26 protein-coding genes are annotated in these 26,903 nt (G+C 37.4%); 17 read left to right on the top strand and 9 right to left on the bottom strand.

Translation table 11 applies throughout. The features are described from left to right. Positions 1–47: 47 nt before the first annotated feature. From ggt to H5163_RS16050, 3 genes are all read left to right on the top strand, one after another. Positions 48–1,838 carry a gamma-glutamyltransferase gene (ggt, locus tag H5163_RS16060; protein ID WP_182735526.1) on the top strand — a complete coding sequence of 597 codons (1,791 nt, stop codon included), beginning with the start codon at positions 48–50 and terminating at the stop codon, positions 1,836–1,838. A 161-nt stretch (positions 1,839–1,999) separates the two neighbouring features. After that, positions 2,000–3,694 carry an NAD-dependent malic enzyme gene (locus H5163_RS16055; protein ID WP_145233359.1) on the top strand — a complete coding sequence of 565 codons (1,695 nt, stop codon included), beginning with the start codon at positions 2,000–2,002 and terminating at the stop codon, positions 3,692–3,694. 126 nt (positions 3,695–3,820) lie between these two features. Continuing rightward, positions 3,821–4,531, top strand: coding sequence for an SIMPL domain-containing protein (locus H5163_RS16050; protein WP_182735525.1), 711 nt, complete (start codon positions 3,821–3,823; stop codon positions 4,529–4,531). An 8-nt stretch (positions 4,532–4,539) separates the two neighbouring features. Here the strand turns inward: H5163_RS16050 and H5163_RS16045 are convergent, their stop codons facing one another. Then, complete coding sequence (locus H5163_RS16045; RefSeq protein WP_145233363.1) at positions 4,540–5,889, bottom strand: DUF2254 domain-containing protein; 1,350 nt, start codon at positions 5,887–5,889, stop codon at positions 4,540–4,542. A gap of 478 nt (positions 5,890–6,367) precedes the next feature. Here H5163_RS16045 and H5163_RS16040 point away from each other — a divergent pair, with 478 nt between their 5' ends. The 4 genes from H5163_RS16040 (at position 6,368) to H5163_RS16025 (ending at position 8,945) form a co-directional block, all read left to right on the top strand. Next, complete coding sequence (locus H5163_RS16040) at positions 6,368–6,742, top strand: MAPEG family protein (protein WP_145233364.1); 375 nt, start codon at positions 6,368–6,370, stop codon at positions 6,740–6,742. After that, a complete protein-coding gene (locus H5163_RS16035) occupies positions 6,743–7,636 on the top strand; it encodes a transporter substrate-binding domain-containing protein (RefSeq protein WP_182735524.1) in 894 nt (297 codons plus the stop codon). Between the two features lie 5 nt (positions 7,637–7,641). After that, positions 7,642–8,271, top strand: coding sequence for a sulfotransferase (locus H5163_RS16030; RefSeq protein WP_182735542.1), 630 nt, complete (start codon positions 7,642–7,644; stop codon positions 8,269–8,271). A gap of 101 nt (positions 8,272–8,372) precedes the next feature. Further along, positions 8,373–8,945 (top strand): tRNA-(ms[2]io[6]A)-hydroxylase, encoded by a 573-nt coding sequence (locus H5163_RS16025; RefSeq protein WP_182735523.1) that lies wholly within the window; start codon positions 8,373–8,375, stop codon positions 8,943–8,945. A gap of 73 nt (positions 8,946–9,018) precedes the next feature. On the opposite strand, the gene H5163_RS16020 is transcribed toward H5163_RS16025, so the two are convergent. The 3 genes from H5163_RS16020 to H5163_RS16010 all read right to left on the bottom strand — a co-directional run bounded on the left by H5163_RS16020 (position 9,019) and on the right by H5163_RS16010 (position 13,583). After that, positions 9,019–11,721 (bottom strand): ATP-binding protein, encoded by a 2,703-nt coding sequence (locus H5163_RS16020; protein WP_182735522.1) that lies wholly within the window; start codon positions 11,719–11,721, stop codon positions 9,019–9,021. Between the two features lie 60 nt (positions 11,722–11,781). After that, on the bottom strand, positions 11,782–12,303 hold the full coding sequence (locus H5163_RS16015; RefSeq protein ID WP_182732069.1) for a hypothetical protein: 522 nt from the start codon (positions 12,301–12,303) through the stop codon (positions 11,782–11,784). 767 nt (positions 12,304–13,070) lie between these two features. Further along, positions 13,071–13,583, bottom strand: a complete 513-nt coding sequence (locus H5163_RS16010) for a hypothetical protein (RefSeq protein WP_182732068.1) — start codon at positions 13,581–13,583, stop codon at positions 13,071–13,073. A 171-nt stretch (positions 13,584–13,754) separates the two neighbouring features. Here H5163_RS16010 and H5163_RS16005 point away from each other — a divergent pair, with 171 nt between their 5' ends. The 6 genes from H5163_RS16005 (at position 13,755) to H5163_RS15980 (ending at position 20,078) form a co-directional block, all read left to right on the top strand. Further along, positions 13,755–13,982: a hypothetical protein gene (locus H5163_RS16005; RefSeq protein WP_259397336.1), complete on the top strand. Its 228-nt coding sequence runs from the start codon at positions 13,755–13,757 to the stop codon at positions 13,980–13,982. Between the two features lie 486 nt (positions 13,983–14,468). Further along, entirely contained in the window at positions 14,469–14,849 is a 381-nt protein-coding gene (locus H5163_RS16000) for a response regulator (RefSeq protein WP_145233960.1), read from the top strand. Positions 14,850–14,876: 27 nt separating this feature from the next. Continuing rightward, complete coding sequence (locus tag H5163_RS15995) at positions 14,877–15,782, top strand: MoxR family ATPase (protein WP_182735521.1); 906 nt, start codon at positions 14,877–14,879, stop codon at positions 15,780–15,782. Between the two features lie 168 nt (positions 15,783–15,950). Continuing rightward, positions 15,951–16,778: a DUF58 domain-containing protein gene (locus H5163_RS15990; RefSeq protein ID WP_182735520.1), complete on the top strand. Its 828-nt coding sequence runs from the start codon at positions 15,951–15,953 to the stop codon at positions 16,776–16,778. Further along, the gene (locus H5163_RS15985) at positions 16,765–18,759 is read left to right on the top strand and encodes a DUF3488 and transglutaminase-like domain-containing protein (protein ID WP_182735519.1); all 1,995 of its coding nucleotides are present in this window, start codon (positions 16,765–16,767) and stop codon (positions 18,757–18,759) included. Before H5163_RS15990 ends, H5163_RS15985 begins: the two co-directional genes overlap by 14 nt. Beyond that, the gene (locus tag H5163_RS15980) at positions 18,756–20,078 is read left to right on the top strand and encodes a Na+/H+ antiporter family protein (RefSeq protein WP_182735518.1); all 1,323 of its coding nucleotides are present in this window, start codon (positions 18,756–18,758) and stop codon (positions 20,076–20,078) included. Before H5163_RS15985 ends, H5163_RS15980 begins: the two co-directional genes overlap by 4 nt. Positions 20,079–20,252: 174 nt before the next feature. Here the strand turns inward: H5163_RS15980 and H5163_RS15975 are convergent, their stop codons facing one another. Genes H5163_RS15975 through H5163_RS15965 form a run of 3 tightly spaced genes read right to left on the bottom strand, consistent with a single transcriptional unit; the run spans position 20,253 to position 22,355 of the window. Further along, positions 20,253–20,684 carry an acyl-CoA thioesterase gene (locus H5163_RS15975; RefSeq protein WP_064666260.1) on the bottom strand — a complete coding sequence of 144 codons (432 nt, stop codon included), beginning with the start codon at positions 20,682–20,684 and terminating at the stop codon, positions 20,253–20,255. A gap of 5 nt (positions 20,685–20,689) precedes the next feature. Beyond that, positions 20,690–21,505 (bottom strand): M23 family metallopeptidase, encoded by an 816-nt coding sequence (locus H5163_RS15970; RefSeq protein WP_182735517.1) that lies wholly within the window; start codon positions 21,503–21,505, stop codon positions 20,690–20,692. Further along, positions 21,498–22,355 (bottom strand): 6-carboxytetrahydropterin synthase, encoded by an 858-nt coding sequence (locus H5163_RS15965; RefSeq protein WP_149981106.1) that lies wholly within the window; start codon positions 22,353–22,355, stop codon positions 21,498–21,500. Before H5163_RS15965 ends, H5163_RS15970 begins: the two co-directional genes overlap by 8 nt. Before the next feature lie 204 nt (positions 22,356–22,559). Between H5163_RS15965 and fabA the strand changes: the two genes are divergently transcribed. Continuing rightward, on the top strand, positions 22,560–23,075 hold the full coding sequence (fabA, locus tag H5163_RS15960; RefSeq protein ID WP_145233946.1) for a bifunctional 3-hydroxydecanoyl-ACP dehydratase/trans-2-decenoyl-ACP isomerase: 516 nt from the start codon (positions 22,560–22,562) through the stop codon (positions 23,073–23,075). Positions 23,076–23,154: 79 nt separating this feature from the next. Here the strand turns inward: fabA and rmf are convergent, their stop codons facing one another. Next, positions 23,155–23,325 (bottom strand): ribosome modulation factor, encoded by a 171-nt coding sequence (gene rmf / locus H5163_RS15955; protein WP_016707188.1) that lies wholly within the window; start codon positions 23,323–23,325, stop codon positions 23,155–23,157. A 468-nt stretch (positions 23,326–23,793) separates the two neighbouring features. Here rmf and H5163_RS15950 point away from each other — a divergent pair, with 468 nt between their 5' ends. Continuing rightward, positions 23,794–24,429 (top strand): TetR/AcrR family transcriptional regulator, encoded by a 636-nt coding sequence (locus H5163_RS15950; RefSeq protein WP_182735516.1) that lies wholly within the window; start codon positions 23,794–23,796, stop codon positions 24,427–24,429. Positions 24,430–24,492: 63 nt separating this feature from the next. Further along, positions 24,493–25,485 (top strand): MDR family oxidoreductase, encoded by a 993-nt coding sequence (locus H5163_RS15945; protein WP_182735515.1) that lies wholly within the window; start codon positions 24,493–24,495, stop codon positions 25,483–25,485. A gap of 203 nt (positions 25,486–25,688) precedes the next feature. Here the strand turns inward: H5163_RS15945 and H5163_RS15940 are convergent, their stop codons facing one another. Beyond that, positions 25,689–26,255: a hypothetical protein gene (locus H5163_RS15940; protein ID WP_149981103.1), complete on the bottom strand. Its 567-nt coding sequence runs from the start codon at positions 26,253–26,255 to the stop codon at positions 25,689–25,691. A 189-nt stretch (positions 26,256–26,444) separates the two neighbouring features. Here H5163_RS15940 and H5163_RS15935 point away from each other — a divergent pair, with 189 nt between their 5' ends. After that, a complete protein-coding gene (locus tag H5163_RS15935; RefSeq protein WP_145233938.1) occupies positions 26,445–26,861 on the top strand; it encodes a VF530 family DNA-binding protein in 417 nt (138 codons plus the stop codon). Positions 26,862–26,903: the final 42 nt, after the last annotated feature.

Genomic DNA, 26,903 nt, shown 5'->3' with positions numbered 1-26,903 from the left:
GTTTAACTTTAAGATGCCAAACATCTCAATGCAATTAAGGTCTTTTTATGTTTTTACCTTTTAAAACCAGCGTCGTCTTTAGTTTAACTCTTCTCACTTTACCTGTTTTAGCCACTCAAACACCACGAGAAGTACGCGAGCCAGAAGCCGCTACAGGCCATCAACTTAAGCAACATGTAACTGGTCAGCAGTATATGGTTGCTGCGGCAAACCCCTATGCTGCTAAAGCAGGACAAACCATACTCGCTAAGGGCGGCAGTGCAGTCGATGCTGCCATTGCAACGCAATTAGTCTTGACCTTGGTCGAGCCGCAATCATCAGGAATTGGTGGTGGGACTTTTATGCTGCATTTTGACAAAGGTCATAATAAGCTAACCAGCTTTGATGGCCGCGAAACAGCGCCAAGTAATGCTGACGAAAGATTGTTTTTAGATGAAAAAGGTAACGCGGCACCTTGGATTGAAGCAGTGGTTGGCGGCCGTTCAGTGGGTGTACCTGGTTTATTGCATGCCTTTGCTAAAGCGCATCAACAATATGGCAAACTTGCATGGGCGGAACTGTTTAAACCGGCCATAGAACTTGCTGAACAAGGATTTGTAGTATCACCGCGTTTACATGCTTTATTAGCCAAACAAATAAACCCTGGGGTGACAACACTTCCAGTGATCCGTGATTATTTTTTTCCAGATGGTAAACCGCTTGCTGTTGGCACTGTTAAAACGAACCAACCACTTGCTGAAGTTTACAAAAAAATCGCCAGTAAAGGCATTGATGCTTTTTATAAAGGCGATAACGCTAAGCAAATGGTTGCTGCGGTCACTCATTCTATTGTGGCACCAGGTACTTTAGCATTAACCGATTTAGCTAATTATAAAAGTAAACAACGTGACGCAGTTTGCACCCCGTACCACAGTTATAAAGTATGTTCCATGGCACCACCGAGCAGTGGCGGAGTCGCGGTGTTACAAATTCTCGCTTTGCTTGAAGATAAGAACATGGGTCAATTTAAAGCTAATTCTGCACAAGCCCTGCATTATTTTAGCCAAGCATCGCGACTCGCTTTTGCGGATCGTAATGTGTATATGGGCGACCCCGATTTTGCAGATATTCCTACTAATGAGCTACTCGATAAACGCTATATCGAGCAACGGACAAAATTAATAAGTGAGCGAGACGAAAAAGCCTATGCAGGGCAACCTCGTCCATTACTGAGTTACGCACAAGATGATGCGTATGAATTGCCATCTACTACTCATGTATCTATTGTTGACAGTGAAGGGAACGCGGTATCAATGACCAGCTCAATAGAAATGGCGTTTGGTTCAACGGTTATGGTGAACGGTTATATATTAAACAACCAATTAACCGACTTTGCCTTGTCGCCGCGCAAAAACGGCAAATTATTAGCCAACCGCGTTGAAGCAGGTAAACGCCCGCGCAGCTCAATGTCACCGGTGATGGTGTTTAATAACGATGGCAGTTTACGCTTAGTGGTCGGCTCACCTGGCGGTAGCCGAATTATCGACTATGTCGCGCAAGTAGTTATTGGCGTATTAGATTGGCAACTAACTGCTCAACAAGCCATTGACTTACCAAGAATTACTAATCGTAATAATTATACAAGTGTTGAAAAAGGCACCGCTATAGAGGCGATTATTCCTGATTTACAAAAACGTGGTCATACAGTAAAAGTCGTCGATTTAAACTCTGGCTTGCATGCGGTTGAAGTCGTCAATGGCACTTTATTTGGTGCCGCAGATCCTCGCCGCGAAGGGATCGCTTTAAGTGAGCAAAGTATTGTTCTTAAAGAGCACGAAATGCCAGTGAATAAGCCTTAATTGACATCGTGATTTAATGTACAATCTACTTTTACGTGTGTGTTAAGCGCACACGTCTTATTTTCTCCTAATGGTCTGACAAGATTGAATATCATTGCTTTTTAATATTCAACAGTAATAATGACAGATCGTAACTTAAAGACTTCGTTAAGCTTGGACTTATGACTACAAATACTGACCCAAATTATCTTTATATTCATCACTCAGGCCCAGGTCTGATCGAAACGCCACTCTTAAATAAAGGCAGTGCATTTACTCAAAAAGAGCGTGAAAGTTTCAACCTTGCGGGATTACTGCCTCCTCGCTATGAAACGATTGAAGAGCAGGTTGAACGTTGTTATCAACAATATTCAAGTTTTAAAGACAACCTAAATAAACACATTTATTTACGCGCCATCCAAGATAACAACGAAACACTTTACTATCGTTTAGTGCGTGACCATCTTGAAGAAATGTTGCCTATTATTTACACCCCAACCGTGGGTGATGCCTGTGAAAAATTCTCAGATATTTATCGCAGCGCGCGCGGTTTATTTATCTCTTATGAAGACCGTTATCAAATCGATGATATTTTACGTAATGCGACCAAAGGCAAAGTAAAGGTTATCGTTGTTACTGATGGTGAACGTATTCTTGGTTTAGGCGACCAAGGTATTGGTGGCATGGGCATTCCAATTGGTAAGCTATCACTTTATACCGCCTGTGGTGGCATAAGCCCAGCCTATACGCTACCGGTTATGCTTGATGTAGGAACGAATAACGAAAAGTTATTAAACGATCCTATGTATATGGGCGCTCGCCATAAACGTATTGCACAAGATGAATACGATGAATTTTTAGATCTATTTATTAAAGCCGTTAAGCGTCGTTGGCCAAATGTGTTATTACAATTTGAAGACTTTGCACAACCTAATGCAATGCCTTTATTAAAACGCTACCGTGATGAAATTTGTAGTTTTAATGATGATATTCAAGGCACAGCGGCGGTTACAGTTGGTTCGTTACTTGCTGCATGTCGTGTGAAGAGTGCACAGTTATCAGAACAAAAGGTAGTGTTCGTAGGTGCAGGCTCCGCAGGCTGTGGTATTGCCGAGCAAATCATTACACAAATGGTGTCGGAAGGTATTTCTGACGAGCAAGCCCGCAGCCAAGTTTTCATGGTTGATCGTTTTGGTTTGTTAACACAAGGCATGGAAGGGCTGCGCGACTTCCAGCAAGCACTTGCCCAACCTACAGATAAATTAGCTGATTGGACATACAGCGGTGAATACGCGTCATTGCTAGATGTGATGCACTGCACAGCTCCTGATATTCTCATTGGTGTATCAGGGCAACCTGGTTTATTTACTGAGCAAGTTATTCGCGCCATGCATAATGGATGCGAACAGCCCGTTATTTTCCCGTTAAGTAATCCATCTAAGCAAGTTGAAGCACTGCCGGAAGATGTGATCAATTGGACACAAGGCAAAGCGATTGTTGCAACTGGCAGTCCTTTTGCACCGGTTGTTTATGACGGTGAAACATTTGTAATTCCACAGTGTAATAACAGCTATATTTTCCCTGGTATTGGTTTAGGTGTCATTGCGGCGAAGGCCACCCGTATTACTGATGCAATGCTCATGGTGTCGAGTGAAATATTGGCAGAATCATCACCTCGAGCTAATACCGGTAAAGGGAGTTTATTACCTGCACTAACAGAAATTGAAACACTGAGTAAACGCATTGCTTTTGGTGTGGCTAAAAAAGCCATCGAAGAGGGGGCTGCACTTGAGATCAGCGATGATATGTTATGGGCGGCAATTGACAGAAATTACTGGTTACCAAAATACCGTAATTACAAACGTTGTAGTATCTAAGTGATCACTGCTGATTAACTAGTAAATTATCTAGAAACAGGCTTCGGCCTGTTTTTTTATGCTTGTTCATTTTAAATTAACCGCGTACGGTATCTAATAACGTTATTAAAACTATTAAGGATATGTATGCGTTATTTACCATTGTTAGCCGCGACTCTAAGTTTCAATGTATTTGCAGCCAGTACACCAGATGCCCCACACATTTACATTCAAGGCCAAGCGAAAATCTCCACTATTGCCGATAATGTAAAGTTAGGCGTTGCAATTGTTGAAGTTGATAAGGACTTGATGAGCGCTAAACAAAAAGCTGATCAAACTATGGCTAAAGCGATTAAATTAGCAAAGCAGCAGGGGATTGATGAAAAAAGTATTTATGGTTCACAAATCTCAATTAACCGAGAAAATCAATACAACCGTGAAACAGGTAAGCAAGACTTTATTGGTTACCGGGTTAGTCGCACACTTTCACTCACACTGACGGATGTAACAAAATATCCATTACTGCTGCAAAGTTTAGTGAACGCAGGCATTAATGAAATAAACCAAACTGAGTTCACATCGAGTCGTTTTGAGTCATTGCAAAAGAAAGTGCAAAAAATGGCAATTGCAGATGCTAAATCAGCGGCAAAAGAATTTGCTGCTGATTATGACGTAGAACTCAAAGGTTTGTATAGTGCTTCAAATGCCCCTATGAACGTATCAGCTCAACCTTATATGCGTGCTGAAAAAACCATGTTGTCAGACAGTAATTCTGGCAGTTTCGTCCCTGATGCCTATCATGCCGGCGAAATCACAATTTCGGCAGACAGTTACGCTATTTATCTAATTAAAAATTAACAGCCAACTCATTGGTGGCGAAATTTCGCCACCAATTTATCTCCCATTTCAGGGGAGATTCTCGCGATAGCATTAAGCATATTAATTATTTGGTCGCGATCATACTGATTACTAATATTCTCATTTACATCATCGATAATAGCATCTAAATAAGTAAATAGACTCTGCGCTGCTTTACTGTTCTGGTGGGTTCTGAACAAAATGTTTTTGAACGCTTCGAGTACATTATTCATCACATAACCATCACTTTTTGCATAGTTGCGGATTGGCGTGAAGTTATCATGCAATAATTCATCAAATGATGTTTCATGGAAATATAACAGTGGCTGTTTATCATCACTATGTTTTAAAGAGTAATTAACGTTATAAATGCTTAATCGATCAATGAGTAAAATACTGAGCATATCGATCGCCTTTACCGCAGTACCAGGATCGTTAATACCCGGGCTCATCGCTTTCACTGCAATCTCTGAGATCTGTGTCATTCCAAATCGATAATTGTCACTTACATATTCTTCGATATAAAAAATAAAGCAATTAAGTAAATCTTCAAGGAGTTGCTCGTTATCAGATAAATCATGATTACATTTTAAAAACGGATAGCCTTCAACAGTAAAAAAACCCTGCTTAACTACAACATAAATTTTTATATCATGTTGTTGGCAAAGGGCACATAGTTTATCGCTATTGACGCCTTTAAAGTAACCTTCTGTTTTACTTGAAATACTCGACCAATCGTCAAAGTTAGGAAATACATCGATAGGGTTATCTTTTTGCATGCTAATAATCGATTTCAATTCATTTTTAGTATTCTTATATAAGTCGTTTAATACGTTATCGACTTGAATCGCCCTTGAAATTGAATGGATGAAAAATACAAAAAAGCCTAACGATATCAGGCCAAAAACAAGTGAAAAAAGTATGCCCAATGAAGGAATTCCTATTTCACCATTATCCATAGTACGGATGTTGATCAGCATAACGATTGAAAAAATAATACTGCCGAGATAAAACCCCAAAACAAGTTGATGTGATTTACGCGTTATAAGCCCCGGTAATACTCTTGGTGATAGACTTGCGCTGGCACTATTAAGTACCACCATAACCATAGAAAAACTAAAAACAGTTAGCGAAATAATACTACCCGTTAATGTACTTAGAATCGTTCGTGCATTTTCTTCGCTATCAACCAATAGTACCTCAAGCAGCGATTTAAGCTCCATAACAAAAGACGTATACTCTGTAGTTGTTACAAGTACAGCAAACAATAAAAATATCACTGATAATAACGATGGATAGAAACCGATACTACTGACTAATTCTCGGTAATTATCGGCAATTTTTCGCGGAGTGAACATATATGAAACCCTAAGATGACTTAGTTGTTGTACCAACAACAGCTAATTTATGCAGTAAGCTTAACAACAAACTTTGTTTTACGTCTAATTATTAATAATAACGTTTCCAATATATGCATGTTTTATTAGCTGGAGGCTTAAAACTTACTTAGTATATGGACTCCTAATAGCAAGCAGCAAGATGTTGTAACTTTAATTTTACGGACCGCATTGAGCGTCTTGACTACAATATTAGCTTATTGCTTGATATGCGACGAAATCGTCTAAATAATAGACGTCATTGAGAGGGCATTGTATAAGGTCATTCTATTAATCTCAGTAGCAAGACCATAGAAAGGTTAAAATAAGTGATGTTGTTTTCTGAGGTTGATTATCATTTGTTATTTAAATAACAATAGTTGTATAGTAATACGAATTATTAGGGGGACTTGGCAATACACAAGTTCTTATAAACTATTAGATAAAAATTAGGTTTATTGTGATCATATCTTTCTACGCAGCCATATTAGCTTTTATGTATATTTATTTAAGTATAAATGTTGTAAAAGTGCGAAAAGCAAATCAAATATCATTAGGTACTAACGATAACCAACAACTACTAAGAGCAACGCGAGCTCATGGTAATTTTATTGAATACGTACCTTTCGCGCTGATCCTTATTTTTTTAGCAGAGTACCAAGGTTTAAGCAGTCATTATTGCCATCTTTTAGGGACTTTATTAGTATTTGGTCGCGTATGCCACAGCATTGCGATTAATGATAATACCTTAAAACTTAGAGTTATAGGCATGCTATCAACCTTTGCAACCCTCGCGTTAAGTGCAATTGCGTTACTGCTCGGTCGTTTTTTCTAAATGTTTTGTACATGGCTTGCACTTTCTACATCATTGATAGTAAACCCTGTTAGTGCAGCTGTTGATCATAATGATCCGCGTCAAACACTGAATGTTATTTATCCTAAGCCAGAGCGTGAATTAGACAATTGGTATCCGCTAGAGTTACTCAAACTTGCATTAAAATATAGTGGTCAAGCGCATACCTTACAATCATCGATAAAAATGGTACAAAGCCGTTCTTTAAAAGAGCTAGAATACGGTGAACTAGTTAATGTAGTATGGTCAATGACAAGTATAGAAAGGGAGCAATTGTTTAAGCCTATTAGAATTCCAATTTATAAAGGTTTATATGGTTGGCGTTTACTACTAACTACTGAAGACAAACTTTCATTATTTACAGCCGTAAAAATGCCATCTGAACTTAAAAAGCTTTATTTTATTCAAGGACATGACTGGCCAGACACGGTAATTCTAAGTGATAACGGTTTTCAAGTTTCAACATCAACAAGTTATGACTCCTTATTTAATATGCTTGTTAAAGGGCGTGGGGATGCATTTCCCCGCTCAATTTTAGAAGTTGATTGGGAATTAAAGCAGCTTGATGCAAACGCTCACATTACTACTGTACCGAATGTGGTATTTTATTATCCAGCAGCGATCTACTTTTTTGTTAACTCGCAGCGCGATGATTTACATAATGCAATTCAAACTGGTCTAGAAAAAGCACATCAAAATGGTGAGTTTGATAAATTATTTAATCGCCACTTCGCTGAAATTATTGCAAGCGCAAAATTACAAGAAAAAATGATTATAAAATTAGAAAATACACATCTTCCTCACTTAACTCCTATTAACAACAGTGCATTATGGTTTACTCCAGAAAAAAGCATTCAGTTCCACAAGTCATTATGAATCCAATAACTAAAATCTTTATAATTGGCCTACCTCGTACGGGCACAACCAGTGTATGCCATGCATTTTTACAACTTGGTTTTAGTTGTGCCCATACAGCCTATACCAAGCAATGTTTTAACCAAGCGCAAGTGATGGCTGACACACCAATTTTTAATGATTACGAATATTTAGATTCACTTTATCCAGGTGCTAAATTTATCTATTTAGAGCGGGAAGCAGAAAAGTGGCTGCCTTCAATTCGCCAATTATTACTGAGAATGCACACCAACTTAATGCGAGAGGATGGGGGTTTTAACCCACATATTAAGCGTTGTTATCTGCATACCTTTGGTAGTTTTTCTATTAATGAGTTACACAATGATGCCTATTTACAACAATGCTATGAGCAACACAAAAGTGCTGCACATAACTATTTTGCTAAGCGAGCAGCTGACTTTTTATCAATAGATATTGCCCATCCAAACAGTTTTAATCAGCTTTGTGATTTTTTGCAATTACAAACTGAACTGACAAAGTTTGAAAAAATGAATATTGGCGGCAAGGTAACAGCTTGGAATGCAATAAAACATCCACTAAAAGTTGCATCAACAGCAAATGGTAAAATCGATAAATATCTATACCCAACATCTTGATAAGAAGTAACTACTCAAGGTGATTAAAAATTATTGCTGTAACAAGATTTTGTAGTTCAATTGCGTTAAAATCTCGCCATTAGTTTTTAGGTAAAATATTTATGTTCGAATTAAAATACCACACTCCATTTACATGGACCGAAGCTGTGATGGCAGACTTTGACACCTTTTTACAAGATCATGCCGCTGCAGAAAAAAAAGCGTCCGGTATGGCTATGTCGATGTTGTCGCATTATCCAGATCGCCGCAAGCTTGTAAAAGCAATGACCGATTTAGCACTGGAAGAAATGATCCACTTTAAACAAGTATTAAAGCTATTGCTTGATCGTGATGTTAACTTAGGTAACGACCAAAAAGATCCGTACGTAAAAAAAATTCGCGCGATTTTTAGAAATGGCCGCGACGAGTTTTTAATGGATAGATTATTAGTAGGTGCCGTAATTGAGGCGAGGGGACACGAGCGTTTCTCTTTAGTTGCACAAGCATTACCAATCGGCAAAGAAAAAGATTTTTATGTGGCAATAGCTAAATCAGAAGAAAAACATAAAAACTTATTTGTCGAGCTGGCTTATGAATATTTTGATAAAAATGAGGTCGATTCGCGATTAGAAGAAATTTTAATAGCGGAAGCCGAAATATGTAAAAACATCCCATTTACTGCGGCGCTGCATTAATCAGATCAGCGCTTGATAGTGCACGTTGAAGTGTATAACCGCTGAGCAGCAACAGCTGCCATATGTTCAGCCATTAATTTGGCTGATATTTGCTTGTATGTAACTCACTTTTTTGAATTTTTTTTGGTTGTAAGATCACTGGAAATTGGGCTACTACCTTAGTCCCTTTGCTGCTAGAGCTTCGCTTGATAGGCAGTTTATATTCTTTTGCAATACTATTCATCACGTAATAACCTAGGCCAAAATTTATAGAGCGGGTAAACATTGATAGGCCTTTACCGTTATCTAGTACCTGCAATATTAACTTGTTACCGATCTTATTTAAGTGAACTGTTATTTTAGTTGCACTTGCATGTTTAAATATATTCTCAACAGCATGGTATAACACCGCATAAATATCACACTGTAATTGTTTAGTAAGAACTTCATTACCAAGCGTGATATTGAATTCCGACTCAATACCATCCCTTGATAAACATTTAATATGTAGCATATCAATCGCTGTAGCCAAGTCGTTCTGCCCAAGGCTTGCATGGCTATTAGCAATAGGGCTTAAAATTTCATGTGCTTTTTTAAGTTTATCAAGGCCTTTACATACCATTATTTGATCTCCGCCACATAAATCTATGCCGTTTGCTAAGTTTATAGCAGCAACACTTAGCCCTTCACGCTGTAATTGCTTTTGATGTGACTTAAAAACACGGTGAAAACTCTGCAACCAAAAGAATACAAAGCTAGCAACACCTAAAAATAAGCTAATTAGTATTAAAGCATAAAACCACAAAGCACTATTTGAGCTATACCAAGGCCCACTTACAAAAAAATTGAAAGACTGTGGCTTACTCCACATACCTCCATTAACTTTGCTTCTATATTCTAATGTGTAATTATCAGGGTTTAGCTTATTTAATTGTATTAATGGGGTAGGGATATCATGCCATTCGCTCATATTTAAGCGGTATTGATAATTAATGTGATCGCTAAGCGTGTAGCTATAATTAGTCAAAGCTATATCAAGCCAGCCAGAGTTATTCACTTTTAACGTTTCTGGATTTAAGTACGTTTTAGTGTTTGTTCTTATATAACTAATACGACTATTTGGTATAGTTTCTTGCCTTTTTCTTTCAACTCTTATTACGCCTTGGTTGCTAACCGCAACAATTTTATCACTAATACTTAATATTCCATTTGGTGTAAAAGAATGATCTCCTGTACCTTCTAAAAGATTAGTGTAAGCATCATCCATACTAAACTTGTGAATACCATGGTTAGTAGATAAATAGAGCTCTTGGCTCAATGAATGTAGCTCATTAATATATAGCGGGCTTACAATAGATTCCCACTGACCGTTAATTTTTCTAAATAAACCGCTGCCGTAAGTTGCAGCATAAAGTGTATTACCTAACAATTGAATATCTGCGATAGGTGCATATTTTTCAAGTTCAATCGAGGCATCACCCCGTTGATTAAAAGATATCAACCCCTTTTCATTAGCAATATAGAGTATACCTCCAAGGTTTTTAGTTGCCCAAGCAGTCTTATGCGATAGAAATTTATTGATATACCCTGAATCGAGTTGCGAAAGGGCTAAATCAAATATTTGAACTCCCTCATCATTTGTGGATAAGTAAATCTGTTTATTAATAACTGCTAAGTTAATTACATAACCTTTAAAGAACTGAGTAACAAGCTGTGTAGTCAAGTTAATAGCATATGCACCTAAATTAGTAGTAACGAACAGCGTGTCACCTTCTTGCTGTAATGCAGTGACAGAAAAACCAAGTTTTGAGATTTGCTGATTCAAATTGTTAAGAGCAGAATAGTGACCGTCAGAGTAAATATAAAGCCCGTTATCAGAGCCTATCCAGGTTTTACCATTTACTGTTGCGATCACATTGTAAATCGAAGCAATTGAAAGACGATCGAGTCTGACCTTAGATGAAACGACCTCAAAGCTATTAACATCTAATGCCCATAAATTTTGTTCATCATCAACAAACAAGTCTTTATATGCTTGAGGATGGGAGTTTATGCCTTTTTGTAACACTGATAGTTGTGTTATTTCAGCTTGGTTTATAGAGCCACGGTCTACATAATACAAAAAATATGGAGGTGAAAAGCGCAGATGTCTTGCACTTGTAATGTCGTCATTAACAATTTTTATGTCATTCAAGTATGAATATGATGTCATATGATCATTTAAAAAATAAATCACTCCGTAAGGTGTAGCAACTAGCTCTCCGTCACTAACATGTGTGTCATCAATTAATCGTACACTCCTATTATTAATCACGTAGACACCGTCATTTGCCATAATGTACCCATGGTTGGCTGAGGCAGATACATCAAACATCTTATCTTTTTTACCAAGCGGCTCAGTAACTTCAAATGTTTCTAGATCAAGTAACGTTAATTGCTCTCTAGCTAACATAAATAAATATGTATTATTTACTGCCAGCTTTCTAGCTGCGATATCACTAAGTTTAACGGCTTCAAGCGTATTTAGATTAAATTGCCACACCTCTTTATCTTTATAGGCTATATACAAATAACCTGGTGATTGAAAGATAACATCACTTGTCCAACGCTTAGGTAAAATAGAGATACTCGAAAGGTTTAGGTAATGACTACCATCGAAACGATAGACACCATCATGTGAAGAAAAATAAATATTCTTGTTATTATCTTGGGTAGCGGCATTCAAATGCTGCATGTTAAATGCAAAACAATAAGTGCTACTCAACATAAAGAAGATTAAAAATAGTAACTTGTTCATAATGGTGTCCATTTTATTATTATTACCAATCAAATTGGCTTACACATTTCCTAGTGACCATTATTGTGCCGATGTTGGCCTGTGATCTCTAGAACCACAATATGGCTTTACAATTGGTAACTCTACGTTTAAATCATCAGAACGTTCAGATGTTAATGATTCCGCTTGATAATTTAACGTTTTTTTAACCCCTTTTGATATAGTACTTTTATACCAATTTTCATGAGCATTTTCAGGAGGAGTTACAACTAGAAATGTAGGCTTTCGAGGGTCAGCTTCATTTACTTTAGTGTTCCAACTATGCAAAACCTGATCACCTGCTGCGTTGCCGTACATACTTGCAAATGCAGTAGCAAGTAAATGCGCACCTGCATCACTGGTTATAATCATCGCCGTTTTAGAAAAGTCACTACCACAATCAAAGCTCATATCAACATTAAGCAATGAATTATCTGGTAGTAAAATATCTGCACTCATATATTGAATAACTGCACGATCTGCTTGAGGAGCAAGGGCTGCAACATTACAAATCGTTAATGTTGCACACAGTAAAGTTGCAATTTTAAATGTATTTTTAAGCATATTAATATCCTTTTTTACGCCATAGACAAAGATCCATCTGCAACAGTATCAACAAATACCTCACTCATGACAGTCAAAAGCTTTTGAGTCAGTATTGTTGTAACTTTTGCACATCAGAAGTTCACGTCTTGTAGGCAATTTTTTATAAAGTAATTTCTCTAAAACTTTTTCAACCAAAGTGTTAGCTACTAATCACTAATATTAGTTGGAGAAGTTCTGAGCTAGTTTTATTAACTTCATCTATTTCAACTGCCAAAATGCATAAATAAAGTTCCAGTGAATATTTTTTAAGGTACATACTAACAATTGTCCACAACACGGAGTGTTCTTATGTATGTGAATACAATAGCTACATGTAGTAAACCTTTATCATTATTTACTGCTAACTTTTCTTTTTACTTTTTCTAAAATACCGAAGTCAACATCATCGATATTATCGATAATGTTATTTAGCAAAAAATTTTGCATAGAATTAATTTAGCATGACTTCTGAAAAAATGATATTTGAAGAAATAAAGACCATTATTAGTCACTCTATGTAAATAACTATCACTAATATTGAATACGGCATTAGTTTGGAGCTATATCACTCATGATGAGCATAAAGACTTTTAAATGAAATTTTCAGACAAACTCGCATCTGCAGGTTATTCTATTGGTATTTAGTTAATGCAGAAACAATCCAATAGTGGCCGGAGTAGGGGGTTACCGTTAATATGATTTTATTACTTTTAAAAATGATATTAACTGGCTGAAACTCAAAATTTTTATTCTTTATTGTGCATTGTAACGGTTTGTTTAATAAGCTCAGATGTTAATTGTAGAGTTGTAGATTCAGATATTGATTTATTTGCAGATAGTTGGCAAATATAAAATAATCCCATGTTCAAAAAAGCAGTTCGTTCAGTAGTTGTTGTTAAAATATTTGCAGTTTGCTTAATTGAACCAGATAACTCAGCCAGCGCAAGCGCTTTTTCAGAACTAGTGCCTTGACTAGTTGAGACACTTGCGGCAGTTTTGGACAAGTTCAAAATAGCTTCTGAAATAGTTGCTTCACCTTTGCTATCGGTTGTTTTAATAGCTAATGCAGTTTGCATGCAAGCTCTAATTGTTCCATCTGGATCGTTTAAGATAACTGCAGCACTGGTATCTGGCTCCCAAACAAAGAGCGTACCAACAGTTTGTTCATTTTTATCGGCAATAGATATATAGGATTTTTTAAAGTATGTACTGCAACCACAAAGTATAGATGTAACAGCAATAATAGAAATAAGTTTCATATCGTACTCCTTTACATTAGTAACTAATATAAACATGGTTTACAAATATAATTATGTAAAGTTAAAAATGATTAGTAAGTAAATATGGTTGAAATTTAAGTAACAGCAGCAAAGTTAGCGCTTAAAAAGTCGATACCAGATAGCTAGCAATTAACGCTAGGGCACTTGCCTGTGAATATACTAAACGGAATGTCACGTAAAAACGCACCTATATATAGTAGCGCTGTTACAGTTAGCAGCACTCAAGTTGAAAAGTTCTTAACTGGCCAACTGGCAATTGAGCAAGTACACGAACTAATGAACGCTGTTCAAAAACCAAATACGTTTGCTTATATAGGCAACCAAGTAAAAATATCGTACCAAGATTTTATGATCACGGCAGAGCTAGGCCAGGGTTAAATACCATCATAGCTGCCGGTAAAGTTTAAACATCGACAGCTCATTATAGTTGTGTGTAAATGAGCAGTGCTCAAAGTCAGCTAATATAAAACAGCTTTTAAAGTGCGTTTAGAGTCAAAGTTAAACAACCAGCCATTAACAATTAGTTATGTGTGAGTTAGGTGTTTGAAATTGGTGTAACTGATTTAATCTAAATTTGCATGCAAATAGGGAAAATAGCGTTTATTAATCACGGTAATTAGGTTGTTACTTATAAAACTCACTCTATTTAACATAATATAAATTATAGGTTATTAAATATATTAATGCGAACATCTGCAAATACACACCTAGAACCACCTACTAAGTCCAATACTAGACGGTATCGGACTTAGTGATGATTTATTTCAATAATACAGTTTAATTCGAGTATCTTTCTTGAGCTTCATTATCGCTTAGCATAGTATTAAAAATACAATTTAAGCTGTATCACAAGAAGTAAACAATATGGAATTTGTGCGCCCGTTAGAACCAATCCTAATAATTGATGATGTTCAAGATATACGTGACTACTTAAATCAGATCTTAACTGAGTTAGGTTTTGAAGATATTCTTGAAAGCAGAGATTTTGAATCGGCTAAAACGTTGATTGATGAAAAGTCTCCGAATGTTATCTTTCTCGATATTGAACTTCCCGATACCGATGGTACAGAAATTCTTGAATACTTAAATGACAATTACCCACATACACATGTTGTCATGTGCTCTGGCCATAACAGCCTTGAAAATGTTCAAAATACTTGGGAACTAGGTGCTAAAGGTTTTATTGCAAAGCCATTTAATGCTAAAAAAGTTGATACTGTGATGAAACGCCTCGAACTTATTTAATGTAATTTATCAACCTACAAGGTTACTATGCAACAGACCGTACAAGCGATCATTGATGATTTATCTCAGGTTATTTTTGGCAAACAGCAACAAATAAAACTCTCGTTAACCTGCTTATTTAGCCAAGGTCATTTATTAATTGAAGATTTGCCAGGTATGGGTAAAACCACTTTATCGCATGCACTTGCTGCGGTATTAGGTTTATCATATCAACGAGTGCAATTTACCAGTGATTTATTACCCTCAGACATACTGGGCTCAAGTATTTTTAATGCCAATGAGCATAAATTTACTTTTCATAAAGGGCCTATCTTCAGTCAAGTTGTTTTAGCGGACGAAATAAATCGCGCAGGTCCAAAAACACAAAGCGCTTTATTAGAGGCAATGGAAGAAAACCAAGTTACTATGGATGGTGATAAGCATGCCCTACCAACACCATTTTTTGTTATAGCAACTCAAAACCCTTTATATCAATCAGGTACTTATCCTTTACCTGAATCTCAATTAGACCGTTTTTTTATGCGTATTAGTTTGGGTTTTCCACCTAAAGAAGCTGAACGTAAACTCATTTTAGGCCAACATAATCGTGATTATGCACACTTACCTGTACGTATCGATACACAACAATTAATTGAAATACAAAATAAAGTAAGTGCTGTTATGTTAAGTGAACCGGTTGTTGATTATATTTTGGCGCTTGTATCTGCTACCCGAAATAACAGCCAATTTGCTAATGCGTTATCTCCACGGGCCAGTATTGCAGTTGGCAAAGCCGCGAAAGCATGGGCGTTTATTGATGGTCGTGACTTTGTTACCCCTGATGATGTCCAAACTATTTTTGCTAGTGTTACCGAACATCGTTTAGGTCTGCAGCATGATGTTAGCTCACAACAGATCAAACAATTAATAAATACTGTTGATGTGCCACTTTAAGGTATGAACAATAAAACAGGAAAGCGCCCTACTTTTTGGTTTCAGTTTAAAGCTAAGGTTTTCAAGCTATTACTAAGAAATAAACATAATACCGAACATCTTACCTTAACGCATAACACAATATATGTTTTGCCATCAAAATTGGGCGTGAGCTTTTTAGTGGTTACTATGCTTAATTTTATATTAGGCATTAATTATCAGAATAATCTGATTTTAGCGATGGCTTATTTAATGCTTGTAGTAATGATATTTTCGCTACTTATGGGTTATAGCAATCTTAAAGGATTAAAAATTGATTATAAAAATCATATAGCTAGCTATGCTCCCTGCTCTGCATTATTAGAGCTGCAACTAAAAACCGAAAAAAAATGTCAATCATTGCAGTTTAATTATGAAAATAAAACCCTCACAACCGTTGATGAAATAACCAGTCAAAAGCAAATAGTTAATTTAGATTTAGGATTAAAAGAACGTGGTGAATACCCCTTGCGCCGATTAAAAATAATCAGCAAGTACCCGTTTGGATTAGTATCGGTATGGAGCTATATGCAATTAGCACATACGGTATTTGTCTACCCGCAACAACTCAAACCATTGCATGAAGCTAGTTTGCAAAATAACCACAACACTGATGATGGCCTGCATAAAAACAGCCATGGTAGTGATGAATTTGATGGTTTAAATATTCATCAACTTGGTATGAATATGAAACGAATATCATGGAAACATTACGCAAAAACTCAGCAATTAATGGTAAAAGAGTTTGTAAATTATTCAGCCCAAAGTGTTGTTTTTGATTTTAATCAGTTACAAGGAAATACCGAATCCCGCCTACAACAATTAAGCTATTTAGTCACTCAGGCTTACTCACAAGGCGTTAGTTATGGCCTGCAATTAGAAGCAGGACTATACGCGATCAGTGATACCAAAGAACATTGTAAACAGTGTTTAGAAGCACTAAGCCGTTTTGCAAAGGATGAAAATGAAAGTCACTGATAATTTAACCGCGATCAATTTGTCGTTATCTATTGTTTATATTTTAGTGCTGAGTTTTATTTTTACTGAGTTACCTCCTCTATTTAATACATTATTAGCTAGTTTGTGTATTTGGAATCTAGCCGTTACCTTATTGAAAAGAAATAAACCCAATGCCATATTAGCAAATACTTTGGCCGGTTTGAGTCTATTGATCTTGTTTTATGACGTAGGTTTTAGCGATACGGTGACTTTATTTGTTGCGATGCTGATCCTCTCTAGCTTATTTAAATTACTGCAAGCCAATACAAAAAAGCATTATCAAACTATCATTTTGTTAAGTTTTTTTAGTCTCTCAACAGTATATCTATTTTCTCAGAGCTTATTTGCTACGCTAGTAATTAGCATGCTATATATTTTAAATTTTGCGCTTTTAGCGCTGATTGAATCTAAACATAGTTTAAAAATTGCAGCTAAAGACAGCTGCAAACTTTTGTTGCTAGCACTACCTTTAGCGATATTTTTATTATTATTGTTACCGAAACTTCCCGCATTTTGGCAATTACCGGGGCCAAAACTCGCTAAAACCGGTTTGTCAGAAAGTGTTGATCCATTTGATATAGCCAAACTGTCTAATTCAGATGAGTTAGTATTTCGAGCTAAATTTGATCAGCAAAAGCCATCTTCCCCCTATTACTGGCGAGCGATTATACATGATGAGTTTGATGGGAAACGCTGGTTAATATCGGACATTTTAAAAAGCCAACAAGTAATTGACCAAATCACCTCAGCTGAACGTGGTGAACCATTATATAGTTATCAAATTTTTGCAGAGCCTGGCGCTAAGCCTTGGCTTTATGGTTTACAGTTTGCCGACTCGGCCCATCAAGATGTAAAAACAACCAGCAATGGATTACTACTGCGGAAACGTTTTTTAGCTAATAGTATTAGCTATACAGCCCAGAGTTATGCTTTTAGCTTGGCTGAACTCTCTCGCTCTGCACACTATCAAAACGTGCAGCTTAGTTTAGCTAAAGAGACTAATTTACAGTCGCAGTCTTTAGCTAAACGTCTATATGAACAACATAATAACAATGATCAGGCTTTTTATTCAGCACTGTATGACTACTTTGCCAATAATAACTTTAGCTATACCTTAACGCCGGATCCAATTACCGGTAACAACACCCTTGACCAGTTTTTATTTGCTAATAAACGTGGTTTTTGTGGCCATTATGCCAGCACAGCTGCATTTATGTTTAGAAGTGTTGGTATTCCTGCCCGCGTTGTTTCGGGGTACTTAGGTGGTGAGTATAATCAACAAAATAGTTATATGAGCGTCTATCAATATGATGCCCATGCATGGGTTGAAGTATTTATAAAAAATAAAGGTTGGCAAATTTTTGATGCAACTGCGGTTGTTTCACCTGAACGATTAAACGGATCTTTATCACAGCACTTGCAGCTGAATAGCGAATTTACAAGCAACTTGAGTTTTGGCTTATTACGATTGAGTAATATTGCTGGTATTAACTGGTTAAGGCTTAAGCTTGAAAATCTTGATTATCAATGGACAAATTGGGTGTTAGGTTTTGACCAGCAAAAGCAATCTTCCCTGCTAAAAGAATTATTCGGTAATAAACAGCTTTGGCAAATTTCACTGATGGTGATAGCAACCGTATGTTTAGCCTTTATTTGTTACTTTGTGTATTTGTCTTGGCCTAAAAAGCCAGAATCGCCAGCGCATTCACTCGCAAAAGACTACCTTACTGTTGTGCGTTGGTGTAATAAGCAAGGTATTTCTGCACCGTCAAATCAAACGCCGCTGCAATTTTTAGCATATGCAGCTCAACAGCTGCCTAACAAGCGGACATATATCATGCAATTTGCGCAATTATACTCCGATGTGCGTTATCGCCAGCTAATATTTAGCGCTTATCGTAAAAAACACAGTAAAAATCTGGTAAAATTAATTAAAACAACAACTAAGAGAACTCTATGAATGCAGTCGTGATTGGCGTTATTTTAATGCTTGGCCTTACTTTAGCCCGCGTTAATGTAATTGTTGCTATGACTTTAAGTGCTTTAGTCGCCGGTTTAACCGCCGGACTTAGCTTAAACGATACCCTAAACGCATTTAACGCAGGCCTCTCTGGCGGAGCTGAGATCGCTCTAAGCTATGCAATGCTAGGCGCATTCGCTGTTGCGATTTCAAAATCAGGCTTAACGCGCATTTTAGCTGCAAAACTACTCGCTAAAGTAAATAACAATAGTAGTAATAGCGAAACAAATTTAAGCTATTTTATTTTACTGATAATTTTAGTGTGTGCAATTTCATCGCAGAACCTAGTCCCAGTTCATATAGCTTTTATACCAATTTTGATACCCCCGCTACTGATTATATTTAATAAACTAAGGTTAGACCGACGTGCTATTGCCTGTATTTTAACGTTTGGTCTAGCAACCTCATATATGGTTTTACCCTATGGCTTTGGTGGAATTTATTTATACTCGATTTTACATAAAAACTTAGTGGAAAATGGCTTAGATATCATTAATACCCAAGTACCTATGGCGATGATCATTCCTGCCTGTGGCATGTTAGTTGGGTTAATTGTAGCTGTGTTTATCAGTTATAGAAAACGTCGGGATTATCAGCATGATGAACATCAAGAGCACGCAACTAATGTGGTTGTAGAACAGCCTAAAAAAGTATTGTTAGTCGGTATTACAGCGGTATTAGCCTCTTTCGCAGCACAAAATGTCAGTGGTTCAATGATTTTAGGTGGCTTAGTTGGGGTGATGATTTTTAGTTTGTTTGGCGTAGTTAAGTGGGAGCAAAATAGCGACGTATTTAGTAAAGGCGTGGCAATGATGGCAATGATTGGATTTATCATGATCTCAGCTCAAGGGTTTGCCTCTGTAATGAAAGCGACAGGCGATGTGACTAGTTTAGTACAAAGCGCCGCATTGATTATTGATGGCAACAAACCTTTGGCAGCTGCACTAATTTTATTAGTTGGTTTAATGATTACCATGGGGATTGGCAGCTCATTTTCCACAGTGCCAATCATAGCAACCTTGTTTGTGCCACTGTGCTTAGAGCTTAACTTTTCAATGATGGCAACCGCAGCTTTAGTGGGAACCGCAGGTGCTTTAGGTGATGCTGGCTCCCCTGCTTCCGATTCAACCTTAGGACCAACTTCCGGCTTAAACGCTGACGGTCAGCATGATCATATCTGGGATTCAGTTGTGCCTACTTTTATCCACTTTAATATTCCATTACTAATATTTGGCTGGATAGCCGCTATGGTGCTTTAATACCTTGAATGTGAGTAACCAAGTAGAGAATAGATTAAGCCCCCTACTTGGTTACTAAATTATTGTTTTAACGCAGATGCTAAAGATATATAATAGTGCAACATAGTATGATGTGTTCTTTTTATAAAGCAAAGAAAGCACCATAAAAATGCTTTCTTAACTTAACAACTCGGTTTAAAAACCATAAATCATCTTATCGCATACAACCGGCGTAGGTCTGTGATTGTCATCGACCGCAACGAATGTAAAACTGCCAGTAATTGCCGAGTGTTTATCATCCCTGTGCATTGTTTCTAAGAATATTTCAACGTCTACTCTTAAACTTGTATTGCCTACATGCACAACTTTTGAGATCAATTCAGCGAAGGTTCCAGCTGGAATAGCTTCTTTAAAATCAACTCTATCTGATGAAATGGTTACCAATGGTTTACGGCAAAAGCGCGTTGCAGCAATAAATGCAACTTCGTCCATCCATGCCAATGCATCACCACCAAACAAGGTATTGTGGTGATTAGTGCGCCCAGGAAATACTGTTTTTGTGACCGAAGTCGTTGAGTCTTTAATACGCTGAGCAATTATTTCTTCACGGTTTACTTGAGTTGTCATGTTCTCTACTTTTGGTTTGCTAATTTATCTAACATCATAAGTGCAGGATCAAGGCGTTCGCCTTTCCAATTAAAACGCCAATCCAGATGAGGGCCAGTTAAACGGCCAGTCGCACCAATTTCAGCTATTTTATCACCGCGTTTAATGGTATCCCCTACTTTTACATCAAGCTTACTTAAGTGTATGTAGGTAGACGTGACACTGTGGCCATGATCTAAAATTAAAGTTCCGCCAGAGTAATAAAGGTCGTTATCAGCAAAAACAACGGTACCACTGACAGGCGCATAAACAGGGCTGCCTGTTTTGTTGGCTATATCTAAACCAAAATGTGGCCGACGAGGCTCACCATTAAAATAGCGTTGGCTACCATACACACCCGAAATACGCCCTTGTGCAGGTTTGTAAACTGGATCTAAAAAATACCTAAGCTCAGAGTCAACTTTTCGGGCATTTCTTACTGCCACAGCTTCGCGGCTGATACGTTCACTTACCGCTTTTGGCGGTGACACATATTTACTTGCCACTCCAGTAATTTTATCAATTTTATAATCACGTTTAGTGATCTCAATCGCTTGCTGATGTTTGACACCGTCTGCATCAACCCAGGCTAATTGATGGGTTAATTCAGCATCACGGCCAAAGCCAAATACAAACTCACCTTGTGCGGTGGTTTTTAATGCTTGGCCATTAAAAATAACTGACTTAACCCCATCAATTTGACCCGTCACTAACCCGCCTTGGGTTAAGTGACCTTTTAGCTCCACTGCATCAGCAAAAAAGCTCACAGTAGCAAATAACGAAACGGCTAATAATTTACGCATAACAAATGGACCCTTTGGCCACACCTTCGTATGCTGTGACTTTTACGTCATTGTCAGGATGCTGCGCTTTAACTTGCTCAGCAAGGTAACCTGCAATACATTCAACCGTAGTATCAATGGGTAAAATATCACACCGTTCTTTACTTATTGCCATTTCAAAATAGCCTTGTGCGGCGGTATAGGCAAAACAGAGGTCATTTTCTTTGGCGCTGATGTGCTGTAGCTGCGGCGCTTGAATTTGATCTTCTGCTGTCGCTAAATAAATATCTTGCCATTTATCAGCCCATTGCTTTTGTAAGCGTGGCATTGCCATGCCATCAAGGGCAATACCAATTTGCGAACGGTGACCATGAATAATACGCTGGCAATTACCGTCGTGCTTTTTAAGGCCATGACTATAGTGATAATAAAAGCTCTTACTATGCTCTGGCTTTAACTCAATTTCGATTTTATCGATATTGCTTGGTAACTGCGGCATGATTGTAGCAATTAAAAATTCAATAACTGACTGCTCATTAATAACATCAGCATCAATTAAACAAAACGCTTGGTTTGGCGCGCTCATTGCTAAGTGGTGATCATCACCAAAAGTACAATCAAGTGTTGTGTAGTCACCATGGTTTTCAACTTGGCCGTTAATTTGGTTGCCAATGGCCAGCTTGTGATCAATACATTGGTCGATAATGCCTTTGATTTGCTTTTTAACTAAGCCAAAATCAAGCACCATAGACTCTTCATTTAACTTGCCATGCAAGGTTAAATCAACAATCCAGCTCTCGCCAACTGCGCCTCGTTTATTACACAAGTAAGAAAAATCAATTACGGTAAGTGCGTTAACAAAAAGGATCATAAACTTCCTTTATACTGGTTAAAAAATCACGGTAATTATAATGATTTTTGCTAGTAATTGCGCGATTTAATCGTGTAATTAGCATGTTCTTCACCTAAGCGGTGGTATTTCGTGCAAATAAATTATTTTTTTAACTGCTCCGAGTTGTTTAGCGTACAAGTGTACGCTAAAGTACGTGGCAATTTCTAAGCGATGAAAAGTGTTATGGAACCTAAAAATAGTTATACAAAAGAAGATTTGATCCTATGTGGTCAAGGTGAAATGTTTGGAGAAGGCAATTGTCGTCTACCAAGTGACAACATGTTAATGATGGATCGTATCATCTCAATCACTGATGACGGTGGAGAGCATGGTAAAGGTGAAATCGTTGCTGAGCTTGATATTAACCCTGATCTTTGGTTTTTTGCTTGTCACTTTAAAGGTGATCCAGTCATGCCAGGTTGTCTTGGTTTAGATGCAATGTGGCAACTGGTTGGCTTTTTCCTTGGTTGGTCTGGTGGTCCTGGTCTTGGCCGTGCGCTAGGTGTAGGTGAAGTTAAATTTACTGGGCAAATTTTACCAACAGCAAAAAAAGTGACCTACCGTTTGACCATGAAGCGCGTTATTAAACGTAAATTATTCATGGGGATGGCTGATGGTACTGTTGAAGTAGATGGCCGCGTTATCTACGAAGCAAAAGATTTAAAAGTTGGTTTATTCCAAGATACTAGCGCGTTTTAATTTTTTATTAAAACCCAGCTACAAAAACGCCGCTGTTTCATAAACAGCAGCGTTTTTGCTTTAATTCAATACTTAAAAATTAGGTTTTATACATATTGCGATTTTCTATCGCTTCGCGCCAACCGCCTAACCACTCTGATTTTGGGTCTACTTGTTGATAAGGGCATAGGTCTTTTGAACGGCCCGCGAGGCCTGCTTTAAAGCCTTGAGAATGAGCTCTTTCTAACCGATCTCTTTTCTGTCTCTTCATAGGTAAATCCTCACCTTTTATATTTATATATTTGTAGTGTTCGTGACATCTACATTTAATGAATAGTTAATAAAACTGTTAAATTCAAATCACAAAAGCAATTAAATAAATTGACTTTAACTAAGCTGCTGATGCAAAAATGAATTAACATATAAAAAAGTAAAGTGGTCGTACCATCTTCTGTGCGACCCATATATGTACAAAAAATTACGACTATCTAATCACTAACACGCAGTTTCCTGCTCTAATTGTGACTGCGGTTTATGGATGAAGTTCCTATAAAAAATGTAATTATGACAAATTTATTTCAACTCATTAATAGTAAAGAAGTTTAATTTTTGAACTTATTTCAGACCACTTTACTGCGGCTTATTCGCACTTAATTAGCCCACATTTCACGTACACTTTTTTAAATTGTTTAATAATTAATCCTTGCATATATAAATACGATCGGTCTAATATGTGTTTATGCTAAAAAACAGTCAAAATCCACCACGACGTGGTCGCCCACCAAAAGTTGCCCGCAGTAATGCCGACACCAAAGCATTACTTATTGCTACGGGGGTAGAAACACTTACCGAGTTTGGCTTCAGTGCCACAGGACTTGATACTATTTTAAAAAAAGTAGGTGTTCCAAAAGGTTCTTTTTACCACTACTTTAATAATAAAGATGCCTACGGCTTAGCTGTTATAGACGCTTATAACGATTACTTTGTTGCTAAACTTATTCGCTATCTAGGGGCAAGCGATATCCCTCCTTTAGAGCGACTAATCAATTTCACCCAAAGTGCAGCAAGGGGTATGCAAAAGTACGATTTTAGTCGCGGTTGTCTAGTCGGTAATTTAAATCAGGAACTAAACCACCTCAGCGCTGATTTTAAAAATAAACTATTAACCAGCTACGAGATTTGGCAACAACATGTGCAAGTTTGCCTGGCACAAGCTCAGCAGGATCGTGTTATTGCAGCCAACGTGAATACCACACAAATGAGTGAATTTTTTTGGATTGGCTGGGAAGGTGCTGTAATGCGTGCCAAGCTAACTAAAAATACTCAGCCACTTATTTTATATACTGAAATGTTTTTACGTGCATTGCTTAGGTAACGGCTTAAGTAATTGCTCTTTTTGCATAACAATTAAAAGACGATCGGTCTAAATGGAGTCCAGATGAACAATCAATTTAAAGCCATTGTTATAAATAATACTGACGATAAGTATACCGCGTCACTACAAACACTAAATAATAGCGAATTACCCAATCTCCCTGTCAAATTAGATGTGCTTTACAGCACCCTAAATTATAAAGATGGTTTAGCTATCACAGGAAAAGGCCCCGTGGTGCGCTCATTTCCTATGGTGCCGGGTATTGATTTAGTGGGTAAAGTAACAGCCAGTGATTCTAGCGAGTTCGCTATTGATCAGTTGGTATTATTAAATGGCTTTGGTGTTGGCGAAAAATACTGGGGGGGGCTGGCTCAACAAGCCGCTGTTAATGGCGATTGGTTGATCCCACTCCCAACGTCGTTAACACCTAAACAGGCCATGCAAATTGGTACTGCCGGTTACACCGCGATGCTCAGTATTATTGCGCTTGAAAAGCAAGGCATCACTCCCGACTCTGGTGATATTTTAGTAACGGGTGCAAACGGTGGTGTAGGTAGTTTTGCCGTCTATTTACTTAATCTACTAGGTTTTACCGTAGTTGCAGCAACAGGTCGTGTAGATCAAAGCGAACATTTAAAACAACTTGGCGCCTCTGAAGTGATCGACCGAAATGAGCTATCAAATCCAGGTAAGCCATTAGCAAAAGAACGTTTTGCTGCAGCCATTGACTCAGTTGGCAGTCACACCCTTGCTAATATTTGTGCTTCTTTAAAGTATGGCGGTGTAGTTACTGCTTGCGGTTTAGCACAAGGCATGGATTTTCCTGCATCCGTTGCGCCGTTTATTTTGCGTGGTATTTCATTAATCGGCATAGACAGTGTAATGCGTCCAAAGGTCGACCGCATCCAAGCATGGCAACGTCTAGGTGAGCTTGTTGAGCAGAGCTACTTAGATAAAATATCGACTGAAATTAATTTAGAGCAGGTTATTAACGCGGCTGATGAGCTGATGGCCGGAAATATCCGAGGCCGTGTAGTAGTAAATTGCCAACAGTAAAAATAAGTTATACCAATCGTGTTAAGTTACTAAGTATTTATAGCGACATAGAAATGCAGTAATAACAAGGCAGGAATTTTGACATGCCGTTGTTCTACTTGAAAAATTACTGACGTAGTTTTTAGCCCGCTAGAATGGTTAAATATTTAACTCAATTGGTATTATTAAAGCTTCTTGTAAAAGAAGCTTTAATTTCTTCGTCATTACACGCCTAAAGCAGCAAGCTTTTCGTTTAATTCGTCTTTTGAAATTAAACTCATTTCATACTGTTTTTTAACTTTACGAATAGTGTCGAAATTATCAAGTTTTAATCGTGCTTTAGCTAATTTCTGTTCTTTTTCTGCTACAGAGATCACATCAAGTTTAACGGCTTTTTCAAGCTTCTCTTTTTCTTGATCGTATTCTTTTTGAAAAATTGCTTTTTCTTGAATGATGATTTGATCTTTTAGCTTTTTCTCAATTTCAATAGCTTCATCTTCAAGCTCAATTTTTTTCTCAAGTAACGGTTCAACACGGTTTAATGCTTCTTGCAAAGCACTTTCGATATTTTGTCCTTGGTTTTCTAGTAAATTTTCGACGTATTTTTTACCAATATCTTGATAACCAATATTTAGCTGCCCTTCTATTGAAGTGATCTCAGAGCGGATCGCCGATAACTTTGAGTTCTCTTTCATTGAGGTGCTCATATCAGAGCTTAGTTTAGACGTTGATTCGCTGATATTTGAACCAATAGTGGTAGCTTGTGTTTTAATTTTATTAAAAAGACCCATGTATATTATTCCTTAAATCTATCATCCAATGTTGTGGCGTCATGCCGATGCTTATTAAAGCGCGCTAATATTACCGATAAAGTAAACAAATGTAAATTACACAAGCAAACTGACTTGATATTCTTGTATCAAATTATCGTGATAAAAATTATAATTCTGGGATTAGATTTTAGAAAAAGAGTGTAAAACATGAGTAATGAAGATTTATTCGGCAATAACCCGCTACAAGGCGTTAAACTTGAGCAAGTTGTATCAGAGTTAGTTGATCAATATGGGTGGGAGCTTTTACATGCTTATCTACTGCTAAATTGTTTTAAAAACAACCCTGACATCAAATCTGCAGTTAAATTTTTGCGTAAAACCCAGTGGGCACAAGATAAAGTTGAAAACTTTTATCTTTATAGATTAAAAAATCTACCTAAACCCGATGATGTTCAATATGAACTACCACCACGTGACCGCGTTATTCCTGAAGATCATAAACCGGGTGAACCATGTGAGTTAAGTTTTAGTGACGCAAAACGTATTCAAGCGAAAAAAGAAGCCAAAGATCGTGCACGGACGCGTAAACAACGCTCAAATGCCAGTAACCCTTGGGGTAACTAGGTGCTAGGTGCTAGGTGCTAGGTGCTAGGTGCTAGGTGCTAG

The organism is Pseudoalteromonas sp. SG44-8, assembly GCF_014164125.1.
In the GTDB taxonomy this organism is placed as follows: Bacteria; Pseudomonadota; Gammaproteobacteria; order Enterobacterales; family Alteromonadaceae; genus Pseudoalteromonas; species Pseudoalteromonas rhizosphaerae.
This window is presented reverse-complemented; position numbering and strand designations above follow the sequence as displayed.